Annotated in this window: 15 protein-coding genes and 1 tRNA gene; 11 read left to right on the top strand and 5 right to left on the bottom strand. The window is 62.4% G+C overall.

All coding sequences use genetic code 11. From position 1 onward, the window contains the following. Positions 1 to 21 precede the first annotated feature (21 nt). Genes ELEN_RS15480 through ELEN_RS15470 form a run of 3 tightly spaced genes read left to right on the top strand, consistent with a single transcriptional unit; the run spans position 22 to position 2937 of the window. On the top strand, positions 22 to 672 hold the full coding sequence (locus ELEN_RS15480; protein ID WP_009305545.1) for an MptD family putative ECF transporter S component: 651 nt from the start codon (positions 22 to 24) through the stop codon (positions 670 to 672). 1 nt (position 673) lies between these two features. After that, on the top strand, positions 674 to 1444 hold the full coding sequence (locus ELEN_RS15475) for an energy-coupling factor transporter transmembrane component T (protein ID WP_041691684.1): 771 nt from the start codon (positions 674 to 676) through the stop codon (positions 1442 to 1444). After that, a complete protein-coding gene (locus ELEN_RS15470) occupies positions 1441 to 2937 on the top strand; it encodes an ABC transporter ATP-binding protein (RefSeq protein ID WP_009305543.1) in 1497 nt (498 codons plus the stop codon). Before ELEN_RS15475 ends, ELEN_RS15470 begins: the two co-directional genes overlap by 4 nt. A gap of 403 nt (positions 2938 to 3340) precedes the next feature. Here the strand turns inward: ELEN_RS15470 and ELEN_RS15465 are convergent, their stop codons facing one another. Together ELEN_RS15465 and ELEN_RS15460 are read right to left on the bottom strand one after the other, a co-directional pair. Further along, positions 3341 to 4300 carry a nucleotidyl transferase AbiEii/AbiGii toxin family protein gene (locus ELEN_RS15465; RefSeq protein WP_009305542.1) on the bottom strand — a complete coding sequence of 320 codons (960 nt, stop codon included), beginning with the start codon at positions 4298 to 4300 and terminating at the stop codon, positions 3341 to 3343. Then, positions 4297 to 4923 carry a type IV toxin-antitoxin system AbiEi family antitoxin domain-containing protein gene (locus ELEN_RS15460; RefSeq protein ID WP_009305541.1) on the bottom strand — a complete coding sequence of 209 codons (627 nt, stop codon included), beginning with the start codon at positions 4921 to 4923 and terminating at the stop codon, positions 4297 to 4299. The genes ELEN_RS15465 and ELEN_RS15460 overlap by 4 nt, the downstream gene beginning before the upstream one ends. Positions 4924 to 5295: 372 nt before the next feature. Between ELEN_RS15460 and ELEN_RS15455 the strand changes: the two genes are divergently transcribed. The 3 genes from ELEN_RS15455 to ELEN_RS15445 all read left to right on the top strand — a co-directional run bounded on the left by ELEN_RS15455 (position 5296) and on the right by ELEN_RS15445 (position 6573). Beyond that, positions 5296 to 5370: transfer RNA gene (locus ELEN_RS15455), tRNA-Gly, on the top strand. Positions 5371 to 5424: 54 nt separating this feature from the next. Continuing rightward, entirely contained in the window at positions 5425 to 6081 is a 657-nt protein-coding gene (locus tag ELEN_RS15450) for an HAD family hydrolase (protein ID WP_009305434.1), read from the top strand. A 12-nt stretch (positions 6082 to 6093) separates the two neighbouring features. Further along, entirely contained in the window at positions 6094 to 6573 is a 480-nt protein-coding gene (locus tag ELEN_RS15445) for a VanZ family protein (RefSeq protein ID WP_009305433.1), read from the top strand. On the opposite strand, the gene ELEN_RS15440 is transcribed toward ELEN_RS15445, so the two are convergent. Next, entirely contained in the window at positions 6570 to 6845 is a 276-nt protein-coding gene (locus ELEN_RS15440) for a helix-turn-helix domain-containing protein (RefSeq protein ID WP_009305432.1), read from the bottom strand. The genes ELEN_RS15445 and ELEN_RS15440 overlap by 4 nt on opposite strands. Before the next feature lie 390 nt (positions 6846 to 7235). Here ELEN_RS15440 and ELEN_RS15435 point away from each other — a divergent pair, with 390 nt between their 5' ends. Together ELEN_RS15435 and ELEN_RS15430 are read left to right on the top strand one after the other, a co-directional pair. Continuing rightward, positions 7236 to 8831, top strand: a complete 1596-nt coding sequence (locus tag ELEN_RS15435) for an LCP family protein (RefSeq protein WP_015761530.1) — start codon at positions 7236 to 7238, stop codon at positions 8829 to 8831. 175 nt (positions 8832 to 9006) lie between these two features. After that, complete coding sequence (locus tag ELEN_RS15430) at positions 9007 to 10869, top strand: GGDEF domain-containing protein (RefSeq protein WP_015761529.1); 1863 nt, start codon at positions 9007 to 9009, stop codon at positions 10867 to 10869. Here ELEN_RS15430 and galE read toward each other — a convergent pair. Then, complete coding sequence (gene galE, locus ELEN_RS15425; protein ID WP_009608482.1) at positions 10866 to 12008, bottom strand: UDP-glucose 4-epimerase GalE; 1143 nt, start codon at positions 12006 to 12008, stop codon at positions 10866 to 10868. The genes ELEN_RS15430 and galE overlap by 4 nt on opposite strands. A gap of 953 nt (positions 12009 to 12961) precedes the next feature. Between galE and ELEN_RS15420 the strand changes: the two genes are divergently transcribed. Continuing rightward, complete coding sequence (locus ELEN_RS15420) at positions 12962 to 14374, top strand: phosphohexomutase domain-containing protein (RefSeq protein ID WP_015761528.1); 1413 nt, start codon at positions 12962 to 12964, stop codon at positions 14372 to 14374. Positions 14375 to 14453: 79 nt separating this feature from the next. On the opposite strand, the gene ELEN_RS15415 is transcribed toward ELEN_RS15420, so the two are convergent. Next, positions 14454 to 14909: a hypothetical protein gene (locus ELEN_RS15415; RefSeq protein WP_015761527.1), complete on the bottom strand. Its 456-nt coding sequence runs from the start codon at positions 14907 to 14909 to the stop codon at positions 14454 to 14456. A gap of 105 nt (positions 14910 to 15014) precedes the next feature. Between ELEN_RS15415 and ELEN_RS15410 the strand changes: the two genes are divergently transcribed. Together ELEN_RS15410 and nikR are read left to right on the top strand one after the other, a co-directional pair. Continuing rightward, positions 15015 to 15269 (top strand): hypothetical protein, encoded by a 255-nt coding sequence (locus ELEN_RS15410; RefSeq protein ID WP_009305426.1) that lies wholly within the window; start codon positions 15015 to 15017, stop codon positions 15267 to 15269. 11 nt (positions 15270 to 15280) lie between these two features. Continuing rightward, complete coding sequence (gene nikR, locus ELEN_RS15405; protein ID WP_009305425.1) at positions 15281 to 15703, top strand: nickel-responsive transcriptional regulator NikR; 423 nt, start codon at positions 15281 to 15283, stop codon at positions 15701 to 15703. The last annotated feature ends 105 nt before the right edge of the window (positions 15704 to 15808 follow it).

The raw sequence follows: 15808 nt of genomic DNA, 5'->3' as shown, positions 1-15808 counted from the left end.
GCATGGGAAAGAGAGGTCGATATGGAACATTCGCCTTATGAGACGTCGAAGTCCCGCAAAGGGGCCGCGTTCGAGATGTGGGGCGTCAAGGAGGTCGTCACCGCGGTGCTGTTCAGCGCCTTGATGATCGTCGTCATGTTCGTGGTGGGGTCGGTTACCATGCTGGGTGTGGATTTCTCCATGCTGTTCATGGCGGCGACGTACGTTTTGGTGGTTGCGCCGTTGTACATGCTCATGGTTATGAGGGTGAACCGCTTCGGCGTCACGGCGTTCTACGCGTGCGTGATGGCGCTGGTGTACCTCATGTTCGGAAACCTGTGGTACATGCTGCCGTTCTACCTGGTGGGAGGTTTGGCTATCGATGCGCTGTTCCTGCGCACGGCCGCGCAGCGGGCTAAGCCGAACCGCATCGTAGCGGCGTGGGCGACGTTCAGCGCGCTGTACTCGCTGTCGTCGATCATCCCCATACTGGTCAACCTTCAGGGGTACCTGCAAGAGCTTGCCGAAGTGAGGATGATGGGCGAGGAGTACGTGAACGCGTACCTCAAGTACTACGGGAATGCAGAATGGATCGTGTTCATAGTCGCTCTCACGGCGTTCGCCGGATTCCTGGGAGCCCTCGTGGGCAAGCGTCTGATGAGGAAGCACTTCCTGAAGGCAGGGGTGATCTGACGTGGAGGAGGGCATCCGAAACGAGCGGTTCTCATCGGGCGCTCGCGCCGTCGAGCGTTCGTCGGCGTCGCCCGACGGGGAACGGTTCTCCATGGCGACGAAGTCCATCGTGCTGGCTGCGACGATCGCGACGGTTTCCCTGGTGGACAGCGTGCGGTTGTCGCCTGCGCTGACCTGCTTTTTACTGCTCTACCTTGCTGCGTGCGGACAGCGTTCCATGGCTTTCAAGATGCTGGTTTTCTTCGCGGCGCTGTGGGGCGCGTGCCTGGCGCTTGCATACGGGAAGATGACTGTGATCGTTTTCTCGCCGGTTCATTTTTACGCCGCGATCAAAACCTATCCCATCATGGTTGCGTTCTTCGCGGTGGCGCTTTCCCCTCCGGGGCTTATCAGCGCCGCGTTGGCGAAGGCTCGCATTCCGAAGCGCCTGATCGTGGGCGTGCTCGTACTGCTGAGGTTCTTCCCCACCGTTCGCTCGAGCTTCCGGCGTTTGTCCGAGTCGTGCAAAAGGCGCGGGGTGCTTTCGGCGGGAAACGTCGCGCGCAGCCCCGTTCAGGCGCTCGAGCATGCGCTGGTTCCCTTGATGTTCTCGTTGGTGGACAGCTCCGACCGCCTTTCCTCATCCGCCATCGCCCGCGCCGCCGAAGCGCCGACCAGGCGGACGAGCTACTATCGCAGTCCTTTCGGAGTGGCGGACGCGGTTTGCCTGGCGGCCGTCGCGACGGCGCTGGCTGCGTGCGTCTGGGTTGTGCGGGGAGGGTGGTTCGGATGACCGGCGATCTTGTCGCGCAGCTGAAAGGCGCGAGCTTCTCGTACTACGGCGCTCCGGAAACGCTGCATGCCGTGGATTTGGACGTGCATGCCGGCGAATGCGTCGTGCTTATGGGCGCGTCGGGCAGCGGTAAAACCACGATCGTGCGCGTCTTGAACGGCCTGGCCGGGGGCTACTATCGCGGCAGCGTTTCCGGCGACGTGTTCTTGGGCGGGCTTTCTGCGCGCGATATGGAGGCGTGGCGAAGAGCCGAGCTGGTGGGAAGCGTGTTTCAAGACCCGACCGCCCAGTTCTTCTCCAGTCAGCTGGCGGGCGAGGTGGCGTTCGGGTGCGAGAACATCGGCTATCCCGCCGAGGAGGTGGTGAGGCGCACCGATGCGGCGATCGGCCGTTTGGGTCTGGACCGTTTGCGCACGATAGCGGTGGACGAGCTTTCCAGCGGGCAGAAGCAGCGCGTGGCTATCGCCTCGTCGCTTGCTCCTGCGCCGAGGCTCGTGGTGATGGACGAGCCCTCTTCGAACCTCGACGAAGATGCGGCTCAAGAGTTGGGCGCGGTGCTGATGGAGCTGAAGCGGCAGGGCTACGCGCTGGTGGTGGCCGAGCATCGCATCTCGTACCTGATGGAGTGCGCCGACCGGTTCTGCTATATGGAGGCCGGGCGGATGCGGGCGGTTCTCTCTCGCGACGATGTGTTCGCCATGGACGGCTCCGAGCGCGTTGCCATGGGCGTTCGCAGCCCTGCTTTCGTCCCCCGGCCTTCCTTGAAGCCTGCGCCTCTTGCCGCGGGGCTCGCGCGGGAAGGCGAGCGGGCCGCGTCCGGCGAAGCTTTCGGCGCGCGTCTGGAAGCCGCGTCCCTGGAGGTGGACGGCCTGGCCGTTTCTCGCGGTGGAAATCTGCTGTTCTCCTGTGTCTGCTTCGCCGTGGAACCGGGGCAGATCATGGCGCTGACGGGAAAAAACGGCGTGGGCAAGACGAGCCTGGCGCAGGTCGCGGTTGGCTTGGGCCGACCCGACGAGGGCTGCGTGCGCGTGGGAGGGCGGAAGCTGTCCCGGCGGGAGCTGCGTCGCCGCGTGTGGTACAGCCCCAACGACGTGAGCATGGAGTTCTTCTCTTCCCGGGTTGACGAAGAAGTGCTCTTGTTCTCGGATCAGGACGACGCGGCGCGCCGCTACGCCGATCATGTGCTGGGCCGGTTGGGCCTGGCCGAGCTGGGGGATAGGCATCCGTCCTCGCTGTCAGGCGGCCAGAAGCAGCGGCTGTCCATTGCCTGCGGGCTGGCGTCGAGGCGGTCGGTGCTCATCCTGGACGAGCCCACCAGCGGGCTTGACGCCCTCAGCATGCGCCGGTTGGCCGACGCGCTGCGTTGCGCAGCCGAGGAGGGGGCGGCCGTGGTGGTCATCACGCACGACAACGAGTTCATGCGCGAGTGCTGCACCCACGTCTTCGCGCTCGAAGGCGCAGGTGCGGACGAGGACGAGCGCCGCGCGCGTTGACGGCAGAAGGGGCGGGGAGCTGGGAGTGTTTCACGTGAAACATCCGGGCGCCCGGGTGCCGCCCGTCCGGACGTTCCGTTTTCTCGTAAGGATGTTTCACGTGAAACATCCTTCGCGCTTCAGGGCCGCTTGTCCGGGCCGCGTGCGAGCAAGGCGAGCCGCCCGTAATGGCGAAAAGGCATCGAATTCGGAAGAGGCCGCGCGCCTTCGCCGTCCGAGACGCGCGGTCGCGGAAGCTCGCCTCCTTTCGACCAGGCGCTATGCGGAAGAAGGGTTTCCGGTGCATCCAGAGCCCGGCGCAAAACTTCCGAATTCGATGGTTTCTTGCCATGGGGAGAGCCCTCTTCTGCCGCCGCGTCGGCATCGTAGCGGTCCGCATACCACTCTACCCGAAGAGATCGTGTCAGCAATCGTGCAATAGTCGGAGAAGCTCGGAGGTGCGGCGTCCATCCTCGCCATGCTCGAGGACAAGGCCTTCCCAACTCAGACTCTCGTGATCCCAATGCAGATCGCCAGCCTTTCGAGCCAAAACAGGATCGAACAAACTTGCGGCAAGTGCTTCGGCCGCCGCGATGTCGGAGAGCTCGGAAGAAAGACCGGTACGGCTAACCAGCTTCTTGAAAGCGCCCTCGTACAGCTGCTTCCATTCATCCGGCACCGAGAACCTGTCAGGGAGCACTATTCCGCGTGCGCCCGCCTCGCTGCGCACCCGCCTGCAGAGTTCGCCGCCATCGATATCGACGGTAGTTGCGTAGATCGCAACGTCGACGAGATCCTTTATGCGAGACGAAGGTTTGCCGTCGTGCGTCTCGACCATGGCGCAGAGCTTGTCGGCGAGGGAGTTCGCAAGGGGATACACGCGGTAGTCGAACATCGGAACGCCTGCAACGTCGATCCTGTCGGCCGGCGTCACTATCTCAGGCTCTCCGCAGGCAACGCGGTCGGCCACCAAATCTATCGAGACCTCCTGCAGCCGCTTTCCTCCAAGCAAGGGCACGAAGGCGACCTTGAGCCCCGATCGGTACTCGTCCTCGACCTTGATCGGCACGGCTCCTACGAACTCGAAGACCACGAAATCGCCGAGATCGGCTTCTGCGAGGGCTCTGAGCTCGGCGAGCGCGGCGTCGAGGTCTGCCTCCTCCGAAAGCAGGTCGATATCCCGGGTGGCGCGCGCGTCCATGGTGCGCGCCAGCATGCTCTGGCCGCCTTTGAGCATGAAAGGGGAGTCAGGCTTGCTGAACACGCGACATAAGAGCCTGTGGAAGTAGAAGCCGGAAACGGCTCTGCCGGTTTCGAGGGGAGAAGCCTTGGCCGCGGCCTTTATAGCCATTTCCAGAGCTGCCGGGGTCTTGCACACCATCATGCCTCCCCTCCGAAGAGCCGCTCCATCGTCTTTCTCTCCCTGGCGGAGGCCTTCGCTTCCGCCGCAAGACGCTCGAGCTTTTCCGTATCGAGCCCCTTCGCCCGAGCGTCGGCAAACGCGTCTTGCACAAGCGACGGCTCCTCGCCGTCCAGGACAAGGTCTACGAGGGTTCGCTCGGCTCCCGTCACGGGTATGCCTTCGATGAAGGACACGTCGTCACGGGGTACGCCGCGTATGCCGAACCTTGCCTCGGCGTTGCGGGAGTTGATGCGCCTCGGGGCGAGGATACGGTAGGGGGAGAGGTAGAAGTCCCCGATGCCGAGAATCGATGCGGCCGTGCTTCCCGCAACGGTGACGCCGTCCCATTCGCCAGCCTGCATCCGCTCGTGCGTCATCTTCGCGGGATCGGTGAGCTTCCAGAGGGCCGCCAGGTCGTCGAGCTGCGATGCCGGCACCCCGGCCATCCGATACGCCCCATGGGCGACGCGCACGAGCCTCCCCGCCTCGCATGCTTTGGCGATCGCATTGCGGGGGATGCCGAGACGCTCGGCCTGCGCTGTGGTGAAAACGCCTTCCGAAGCCGAGAGCTCTTCTATCGCAGAGGTGTGGCGGTTCTTGTTCATGTTTCAATTGTATCGAAATACGATACTTTTGCAACATCTCTTAACGTAGCTTGGTGTTGCTCAGGCGTCTTTGCGTTCGACAGGTTCGTCTCCAGCGATGATGCTCGTAAGCGGTCGGAGAGGGATTGGGGCGGCTCGCTGGACAAGGCGAGAGCGGTGAAAGTTGCTTCGGCTAGAAACACGAAGCCCGTGTCTTCTTATAGGTTTTCGGAAAACAGCTGGCATCGCTGCGACGGGCTGGCAGGATGCGTGGAGGCGGCAACAGCGCGTCGTGCTCGCTCTGTTCGCCGCGTCATCGGTATTCGTGGTCAGTGCGCGAATTTTCGTTACTGTTTCTCACTTCGCGCATCTTGCGCTATAATCCTCAATCATGCGGGTGTCGCCAAGTGGTAAGGCCCAAGCTTCCCAAGCTTGTATTCGCGGGTTCGAGTCCCGTCACCCGCTCCATGAACCTACGATCCAAGCTTCGGCTTGGATTTTTCATTTAGCGAGGAGATTGACATGGCTCGTTTCGATACCTTTGTGTTCGACCTTGACGGCACGCTTCTCGATACGCTGCCCGACCTGGTGGTTCTGACGAACGCCGCCTTGAACGAGCAGGGCTTCCCCAGCCGCACGGCCGACGAGATCCACAGCTTCGTGGGCAACGGAGCCCGCGCGCTCATGTACCAGGCCGTGCCCGCCGATGCTTCGCCCGAGCAGGCCGAGGCCGCCATGCGCCGCTGGATGGAGCTCTATCCCGTCATCGGGAACAAGCTGACGAAGCCCTACCCGCATATGGAAGAGACGCTGGCTGCCCTCGCCCAGCGCGGCATCGGCCTGGGCGTTCTGTCCAACAAGTTCGACCAGGGCGTGCATGACGTGATCGACGCCTATCTTCCCGGCTTGTTCCCGGTGCAGTATGGCGAATGCGACGAGATTCCGCGCAAGCCCGACCCCACGGGGCTGCTGCGCTGCATCGACGAGCTGGGGTCCGCACCAGCCCGCACGGCGTACGTGGGCGATTCGCCGGGGGACGTCCTGGTGTCGCGCAACGCCGGCGCGTTCGCCATCGGCGTGTCGTGGGGCTATCACCACGCCGACGCCTTGCGTAAGGCGGGCGCGGACGTCGTTATCGAAGACGCGCGCGAACTGCTGCAGTTCGCGGTCGAGCGCTAGGCGGCGGGCATTATGGAGCATCAGCCGTCGACCCTCTCCAATCAGCCCCGCCCGTCGAAACGGTTCGTCATCGTCAGCTGGGCTCTCGTGGCGGCGTGGGCGTTCCTCATCTTCTTCATGTCTTCGAACACCGGCACGGGTCTCAACACGGGGCTCGGCATCTTCTCCAGCATCTACCGGGCAATGCAGGCCGTGCAGGAGCAGCTGCTGGGGCCTGGGGTGGACGCGCTGTCGTCCATCGCGCACTTCTGCGAGTACACGATGTTCGGCGCGCTTCTGGCCAACGCGCTGCGCTGCCACATGCCGCTGCGTCGTGCGTGCCTCATCGCCATCGCCTGTGCCAGCTTGTACGGGGTGAGCGACGAGGTTCATCAACTGTTCGTGCCCGAGCGCATGTGCGACCCGGTGGATTGGATGGTGGATACTGCGGGCAGCGCGCTGGGTTCCGGGATCGCGTACGCGGTGCTGCGAAAAAGAGATGCCCGCTCTTAGTAAAAGCGCGCGTGTCGCACCGCAGCGACGGGGGAGCTTGCTTTCCGATGGGCGATTTCGTGGCGGATGTCCTCATCGCTGTGCTTCGCCAGCAGGAAGCTCGGTGTCGTGGCAAGGGAATCCGCCAGTTTCGTGACGACGGATAGCCGTACGTCCGCCGTGCCGTCCTCTATCCTATTGAGCAGCGGGCGACCTATGCTCACCATGAGCGCGAGGCGCGTTTTCGTGATGTTGCTGTACGAGCGCATGCGTCTGACGTTCTCGCCAAGCACGGGAGAGAACCTGCTCTGATCAGGCTCGTCATCATTCAGCGGACTATGTTCGTGCTCGGCTTGCATGTCCACTAGAGTACCGGCGTGCGAGCAGAAGGCTGTAACCGCATGAATACGTTTCGGTTCATTTTTAGAAAATGTGCGGTTTGTACCCAGCCCATGCCTATTTTATGATGGTAGGTCAACGATGCTACAATGTTTGCCATACGTGAGAATCTATGCGCGTCGACCTCGGGTTATGTTGCGGAAATGGTGTAATCGCCGGCGAAAGCGGGTTCTCGTAGGTATGAGAAAATGAAGGCTTCGACAATCGAAGCGCTGTGTCGCGAGGGGTACGCGACGTACGGTGCCTGCTTTGGCAGACGTGTTCGGAGTCGATGAGGAGACCATATGGCGTCAAGAAACTCTCGAACGAACCGTAAAGAAGCGCGCTCATCGCGGGCTCCTCAGTCTGCTCGCGCCGTGCGGTCGGCCAAGGCCGCGCAGTCGGGTCGCATCGCCCCGTACAGCCAGGCAAGCGCTTTCTCCCGCGATGCGTATGGCGATGGCTCTTCGTACCGTGCGGCCTACACGCCCGGCAGCCAAGGTTCCGGCGCGAACGGCGCGTACGCCCGGCAGACTGCGGCAAGTCAATATTCGCGCAACAATCCAAGCTACTCGGCAGCCCGCAAGAAAGCCGGGCGCGGCAAGAAGATAGCCCTCGGCGTGATCATCGCGATTCTCGTGGTGGCCGTGGGGGGCGGTTCGGCGTTCGCCTTGTGGAAGAACTCCGTCAACGAGAAGCTGATCAAGGGAAACAAGTCTGACGAAGAGATCATGGCCATCAACGATGCGCTCAAGCCTGAAAAGGACATGACCTTCACCGAGCCCTTCTACATGATCCTCATCGGCACCGACGAGGCCGAGGACAGCACCGAGGACATGCATCGTTCCGACACGAACATCGTGGTGCGCATCGATCCTGCAAAGAACCAGGCCACGATGGTATCCATCCCCCGCGATACGAAGATCGACATCGACGGCTACGGGACGAACAAGTTCAACGCCGCTTACGCTTACGGCGGCGCTGCCGGAACCATCCGCGAAGCGAATCAGCTGCTGGGCATCGAGATATCGCACTACGCGGAAGTGAACTTCGGCAAGTTGAAGGAATTGGTCGACGCAGTTGGCGGCGTGGACGTCGAAGTGACCGAGCGCGTCGATGATCCCGACGCAGACGGTACCACGGCTCATCCCGAGTGGCCGCGCGTCATCATCGAGGAAGGCGAGCAGCACCTCGACGGCAACCAAGCGCTGGTGTTCGCGCGCAGCCGCGCGTATCCCGACGGAGACTTCACGCGCACGGCGAACCAGCGCAAGCTGATCATGGCCATCGTCAACAAGGTGCTGGCACTGAACACCGCCGAGCTTTTGGGTGCGGTTCAAGCAGCGGCCAACTGCGTGACCACGGATCTTGCGGTGGGCGATATCGCCGCGTTGGCCCAGCAGTTCCAAGATGACGGCGATCTTACCATCTACTCTGCGATGGTTCCTTCTACCACGGCGATGATCGGCGACGTATCGTACGTCATCAACGATCCCGTGGCGACGAAGGAGATGATGAAGCTGGTTGAGGCTGGAGAGGATCCGAGCTCGGTTGTCTCGTCAGGATACGTTGATCCGGGCGACACCACAGGCGGTGCCAGCACGTACGGCAACGGTTACGGCAGCACTGGTTCGGGCGCCGGCAACGGCGCAGGAAACACCAATTATTACGATCCGGGCTACACCGATGCATCGGGAACCGGAGGGGCTAACAACGGCGGCTATGTTGATAACGGTTACGTTGACAACGGTTACGTTGACAACACCGGCGGAGCGGGTGGAACCGGCGGGTACGACAATGGAACTATTGCTGGCGGTGCGGGCGGTACCGACGGTGCAGGCGGATACGACCCCGGCTATACCGATCCGGGCGCCTACGACGGGACGGCATCCGCTGCTTAGCCGGCGTCTCGTTGGGATTCTCGAACTGCGCAAGCGGCATCGGCTTCGATCGATGCCGCTTTTTAATCGGCTCCTCAACCGGTAGGTTGAGCTTCGGCTCTCCTGTTGAGTTTTCGTACCCTCTGCGGGATACTGGTGATCACCGGTTGCAAAGACGGATGGGGCTCGCAAAGACATGAGCGACGTACACAATCACGAACATGCGAAAGAGAACAAGGGCGTCGGCCCTGCCAGCTCTTTGCGCACCGTGATAGGGGTGATCGTCTCCATCATCGCGGTTTGCCTCGTGATGTTCGCGATCTTCCGCGTCTACTCCAACGAGCTCAGCGACGAATTCTACGATTTAGCCAGCGTCAGCATGGACGACTACACGGCTGCGCAAAAGGTGGAAGTCGAGTCGTTCATCAGCGAGGTGAGCTCCGTCATCTCCACCATGTGCGTGTTGGCCGAGTCCCCGGACATCGATCCTTCCGGCTCGACGTTCGCTGCGTATCTGGAGGAATGGAACCAGCAGGGGTCGTTCCAGGTTACCTATACTCCAATCGAGGAGCTGGAGCAGGGCGTTGCGAGCAATCGCAACGAGCGAGACGAGGAAACGCTTCGGCATCTGTACGCAGGCGAGACGGTGGTGTCCGACGTGCGCAAGTCGAACCGCCTGAACGGCTACTACTTCAGCATAGCCAAGCCCGTCAATCGCGACGGGCGCGTGGTCGGCGTGCTGCGCAGCATCGTGAAAGCGGAGAAGCTTCTGGATACGAGCCAGGCGAGCTCGCAGGTTACGCTGCTCGGCACGCTGCTGATCAAAGAGGACGGAACCGTCGTTCCCGTGTCGAAGGAATTCGAAGGTTATGAGGGATCCACCCTGTACCAGGTGCTTGAGGGAAGGGGCGTGTCTTCCGATCAGATCGCCGATGTACGTGCCAGCATCGAGAACGAGCGAGATGTGGCAACGGTCATGTTGGGCAAGCAGAACGGCTACATGACCTTTCTCACGTCTATTCGCCTCGATGTGAACGATTGGACTATCGTGAACTTCACGCAGGAAAGTTCGTTGGTCGAGCATTCGGAGAGCATTCTGCGTTTGACGGTGTACACGGCTGCGCTGCTTATCGTCATCAGCGCGGCGGCATGCCTTGCCGTGGCGCTGGTGGTTGGCCGCATCCGCAAAAGGGCGCGTCGCAGTGCGGAGCGTTACGAGGTCCTCGCTGAATTTTCCGACACGGTGCTGTTCGAGTATTCTTATCCGCGCGACACGCTTGAGCTGACGCCGAATGCGCGCGGGATGTTCTCCCTCAGCTCCCTTTCAGCCGAAGGCTACCTGGCCAAAGGCATTCCTCTCATCGATTTCCTGGAAGATGATTACAAGCGTGTCCGGATGGCGTTCGAAAACCCTGCGCCGCCGAACGAGCTGCGCACCATCACCTGTCGCGCACGCGTGTTGTCGGGCGAATATCGTTGGTTCTCGTTCACGTGCCGGTATCTGTACGAAGGTTCCCAGCCGTACATGGCCGTGGGAAAGATCGTCGACATCACGAAACAGCGCGAAACCGAAGAGCTGCTCACGCGCAAGTCGCAAATGGACGGGCTGACGAAGACGTTCAACAAGATGGCGTTCCAGGAGAAGATGGCGGCATTGCTGCCCGAGACGGGCAGGGGCTTGCTGTTCGTGATCGACATGGATCGATTCAAGCAGGTCAACGACGAATACGGTCACAGCATGGGCGACCGGGTTCTGGAAGAGGTGGCGCGTTCGTTGCTCGACGTGTTCCGTCATCGTGATCCGGTGGGGCGCGTCGGCGGCGACGAGTTCGTGGCGTTCCTCGTGGGCGCAAACGACGATGCGGTTATCGAAGCGAAGCGCGAGGCTCTGAGTTCGTTGATCGCAGAAGCCTCGCGCTCGTTGGGGGTGCCCATCGCTTTGAGCGTCGGGGTGGCGCGCTATCCTCAGGATGGCGCTACCTATCAGGAGCTGTTCGACGCGGCCGATCGGGCCATGTACGACGAGAAGAACGAGGGCCGCGTCGAGGATTCGGTCTAGGCCCGAGCGGTCGCGTAGCCGTCCGGGTTCTGCGACTGCCAGCGCCATCCGTCGGCGCACATGCGGTCGAGGTCGTACTGCGCGACCCAGCCCAGCTCGTCGCGCGCTTTGTCGCAGGCCGCGTAGTTTACAGCTACGTCGCCCGCGCGACGCGGCTTGATCTGGTAGGGCAGCTCGCGTCCGCAGGCGCGCTCGAAGGAATGTACCACGTCCAGCACGCTGGAGCCCGTGCCGGTTCCCAGATTGAAAATGCCCACGCCGCGACGCGTGCCGTCCGCTGCCGGTTCGCCCGCCATGGTGCCGGCCGTTTTCGCTTCGCCGGTGCCCACTTTGCCGCCCATCCAGTCGAGCGCCGCCACGTGGCCGCGCGCAAGGTCCACCACGTGGATGTAGTCGCGCACGCCGGTGCCGTCGTGCGTGGGATAGTCGTCGCCGAACACGCCGACGCTTTCCAGCTTGCCTACGGCCACCTGCGCAACGTAGGGCAGCAGGTTGTTGGGGATGCCCTTGGGATCCTCGCCGATCAGGCCGCTCTCGTGCGCGCCGATGGGGTTGAAATAGCGCAGCAGCACAACGTTCCATTCGTCGTCGCCCACGTACAGGTCGGTCAGCACCTGCTCCAGCATGGACTTCGTCCAGCCGTAGGGATTCGTGGCGTCGTGCTTCGGGCAATCCTCGGTGATGGGGATGAACTCCGGCTCGCCGTACACCGTGGCGCTCGACGAGAACACGAGGTTCTTCACGCCGTGCGCGCGGGCCACGTCGCACAGGGCCAGCGTGCCCGCGAAGTTATTCCAGTAGTATTCCAGCGGCTTCTGCACGCTTTCGCCCACGGCCTTGAAGCCGGCGAAGTGGATGATGGCGTCCACGTCGTTCTCGGAGAAGACGCGGTCGAGCGCCGCGCGATCGAGGATGTTCGCCTCGTAGAATTTCAGGCGGTCGTCGTTTGCCGCCAGGCCGGTGATCTGTCGCACCCGGTCAAGCGCGAGCTCGCTCGAGTTGCTCAGGTCGTCCACAACGACCACGTGGTAGCCCTGATCCAGCAATTCGACGCAGGTGTGACTTCCGATGAACCCGGCTCCGCCCGTTACGAGCACGCAGATATCGGCATGATCCTTGGCCAAGCTCTTGTTCGCCATTGAAGCTCCTCTCGGGACTGACTGTTGCCATAGTAGCAGGTGGAACAGATCGCGCGCAAATTCAGCAAAAGGCACATGGCCCGCGTTCCGCTCGGCGGCAAGGCCGCACGGGCTCGCGCGGGGCCCCGTGCGGCGCCGCGGGAAGCCGCACGAATGTTTTACGTGAAACATTCGGAAAAGGCAGGAATATTATTCTTGACACAGGATAATAAACGTCGTAAAGTATGACTCGTGGACACACCGACTCCAACGGTTCTCCTCGTTTCACTCGTCCAAGCACAGGCCGCTTCCCCCCGCGGCCTGTGCTGCTTTCGGAGTCATTTTGCGCGACGTGCGCCCGTTGCGCCTGTGCGCCTTCTCCTTCGCCTCTCGGTCCGCCCCTCGCCCTCGGAGCATGCCTTCCTCGGTTTCTGCATGCGAAACAACAGTTTCGGTTCCTTGCTTGGCGCATCATGCTCGGGATTGCCTTCCTTTGCGGGCGCCTTAGTCAGCCTGCTCGCTCGAAATGGCAAAAAGCAACCGAATTCGGAAATCATCCCGTCTTTCGGGCAAACTTTTCGCGCGAAGGCGAAAGGGGTCTCGCCTGTAACCTGGTGCTCTGTGCGGCGAGCGTTTTCGGCGTGACGTCGGCGCGTGTAAGGCACGACTCCGGGCTTCCGAATTCGATGCTTTTTTGCCATCGGAGGCCTCGTCGGATGACCGGCATCGCATTTGGCGAAGGAAAATAGAGGCGGATGGGTCGTCCGTTGCTGTGCAGGTCGTCCGTGCTGTATGTGCTCGTCGTCGTATCAGGACGGCACGGGTTTTGTTCGGGGAGGCTTTACATGCATTTCGTGTTCGGGCGAGTGTTTCACGTGAAACATCCGTTCCCCTGTCTATTTTGCGACGAAACCGCGCCTTGCTCGGCCGATTGACTATACTGGTGAGCAACAGGCTTTGAGAAAGGAAGCTCCGTGGCAGAAATTCATTTCGGAACCGATGGATGGCGAGCCATCATCGGCGAGGACTTCACCAACGACAACCTCGTGCGCGTCATCGACGCGGCTGCGCGCGTGTTCAAGGAGGACGCGGTTGCAGCCGGCCGTCCGGCCGACGCGCCCGGCACCCTCATCGTCGGTCACGATTGCCGACAGGATGCGCACGCTTACGCGCAGCTGGCGGCCGAGGTCGCGGCGGCGCAGAGCTTCCGCGTGCTGCTCACGCAGGACTACTGCCCCACGCCTACGCTGTGCTGGTCGGTGGCGCAGGACGCCGACGCGGTGGGCGGCATCATGCTGACCAGCAGCCACAACCCGGCCGAATACCTGGGCGTGAAGCTGCGCATGAACGACGGCGGCGCGGCGGGCAAGGAGTTCACCGACCGCGTGGAGGCTGCGTTCGCCGACGCACCCGCCGACGCGCGCGGTGCGTTCGAAACGGTCGACCTCATGACCCCGTACCTCGCCACCTTGAAGGAGCGCGTGGACGTCGAGGCCATCCGCAACGCCAACCTGCGCGTGGTGGTGGATCCGCTGTACGGCGCCGGCCGCATCTATCTGGCGCAGCTGCTGCGCGATCTGGGCGTGGAAGTGTGCGAGATCAACAACGCCGAGGATCCGACGTTCGACGGACTGCACCCCGAGCCTATTCCGCCCTGGGTCGACCGCTGCATCGCGAAGGTTCCCGAGCTGGGTTACGACGCCGGCTTCATCAACGACGGCGACGCTGACCGCATCGGCGCGGTTGACGAGCGCGGCAACTTCGTGAACCCGCATCGCATCATCACGCTGCTTACCTCGCACCTCGCCGAGGACAAGGGCCTCACCGGTCGCGTCGTGTCCACCATCACCGCGTCGGCCATGCTGGCTCGCCAGTGCAAGCGCTTGGGCCTGGAGCTGACCAGCACGCCGGTGGGCTTCAAGTGGATCTACGCCGAGATGGAGAAGGGCGACGTCATGCTGGGCGGCGAGGAGTCCGGCGGCATCGGCATCCCCAGCCACGTCATGGAGCGCGACGGCTTGCTGATGGCGCTGCTCCTGTGCGAGACGATGGCGCAGCGCGGCATGAGCCTGGGTCAGTTGGTGGACGATATGTTCCAGAAGGTGGGCAAGCTGGAGTTCGAGCGCCAAGGCCTGAAGATCACTGACGAGCAGATGGCGAACTTCCGCGCCGAGATCGTGCCGAACTACGCGCCTGCCGAGATCTGCGGCAAGCAGGTGGTGGACGTGGATCGTCGCGACGGCGTGAAGTTCTACCTGGAAGGCGACGCGTGGGTGATGATGCGCCCCTCCGGCACCGAGCCGCTCGTGCGCATCTACGCTGAAGCCGAGACGGTGGACGAGGTCCACGACCTCCTGAAGGCCGCCGAAAGCGTGGTCGTGTCCTAAACGAAGAGCGAAGCGAATGTTTCACGTGAAACATTTGTACGTAGAACGCCTCGGAGGCATCGAGCTTTCGGGGCGTTTCCTATTCTCCGAAGCGGGGCAGCTTCTTGAGCAGCGCCCAGGCGATCTGCTTGTCTTGCCCGTCGTCGAGCATCGCGTCGAAGTCGCGGAATGCCACCACGCTGCGCCCGAACGCGCGGCCGGGCTTTCCCAAGGGAACCTCGCAGCGGTACGCGCGTCCCAGCGCGGCGGCCGCTGTCGAATCGGTCGCGATCAGACAGAGCGGGTCGAGCCCCTCCACCAGCAGGAACAGCGCCTGGTCGTCCAGCCCTTCCACGGCGGCGAACGTGCACGCGCCGCTTCCGTATCCCAACGAAGCCATCGCGCTGTTCAGCGCTGCTCGGCTGCGCTCGCTCAGGGCGCTTCCGCTCGCTACGCACACGAGCGCCAAGCGCGCCCCATCAAGGTGCTCGTCGAACAGCTCCCACGCTTCGTCGAGAGCCACTTCGTACATGTTACCATTCGCAGATTTTTTCACACGATCCCTTGCGGTCGAGATAGGTTCGCCGTATAACCGTAATGATAGCAAGAAACGCCCGCCGCGGCATGGGCGCTGCGGCGGCATCACGATAGGAGAGCGCGTATGTGCACGAACGGAATCAACACAGGGCAATTCGAGCAGATGATCGAGCAGATCGACGACCATATCAAGTTGGAGCGTCGCTGGGCGCACAACCTGGGGCATATGGCGGGAGATGCCGGCTTCGCCACCGTTTCCGAGAAGATGCATGCCGCCCAGGCCATGCTGGACGACGTGCGCGCGCTGCTCGACGAGGCCAAGGATGCCCTCGAGGACGATGCCGAAGCTTCGGCGAACGTCACCGTCAACCTCGTGTAGGCGCCGCACGTATGAGCAACGATCTCATGCGCTTCTCGGTGGCCATGCCCGAGGAGCTGCTCGTTCGCTTCGACCAGCTGGTCGCGCGCCGCGGGCTGGCGAAAAACCGCAGCGAAGTGGTGCGCGACCTCGTGCGCGACGCGTTGGTGGAGGACGAGTGCTCCACGCCGGGCATGGAGGTGGTGGGCACGTTGACCATCGTCTTCGACCATCACGCCAGCGACTTGCAGGAGAAGCTGCACGCTATCCAGCACGATTACTTCGAATCCATCATCTCGTCCATGCACGTGCATCTCGACGCGCACCATTGCCTTGAGGTCATCGTGCTGCGCGGCGAAACGGGTCTCGTGCAGGACATCGCGAACCTCATCCTGGGCACGAAGGGCGTGAAGAACGGTCGTCTCGTGGTCACCACGACGGGGCAGCATATATAGGTATACGGTTCCGGCGGCCTACCGGCTATCGGAACGGGTCGACGCTGCGGCTTCCCGTGGCACCCGATCTCGCCATTTGCTCGCTTTCCCTTGCGCGCGAAGCAC

Source organism: Eggerthella lenta DSM 2243 (genome assembly GCF_000024265.1).
In the GTDB taxonomy this organism is placed as follows: domain Bacteria; phylum Actinomycetota; class Coriobacteriia; order Coriobacteriales; family Eggerthellaceae; genus Eggerthella; species Eggerthella lenta.
The sequence above is the reverse complement of the archived record's forward strand: the minus strand, read 5'-3'. Positions and strand labels throughout refer to the sequence as shown.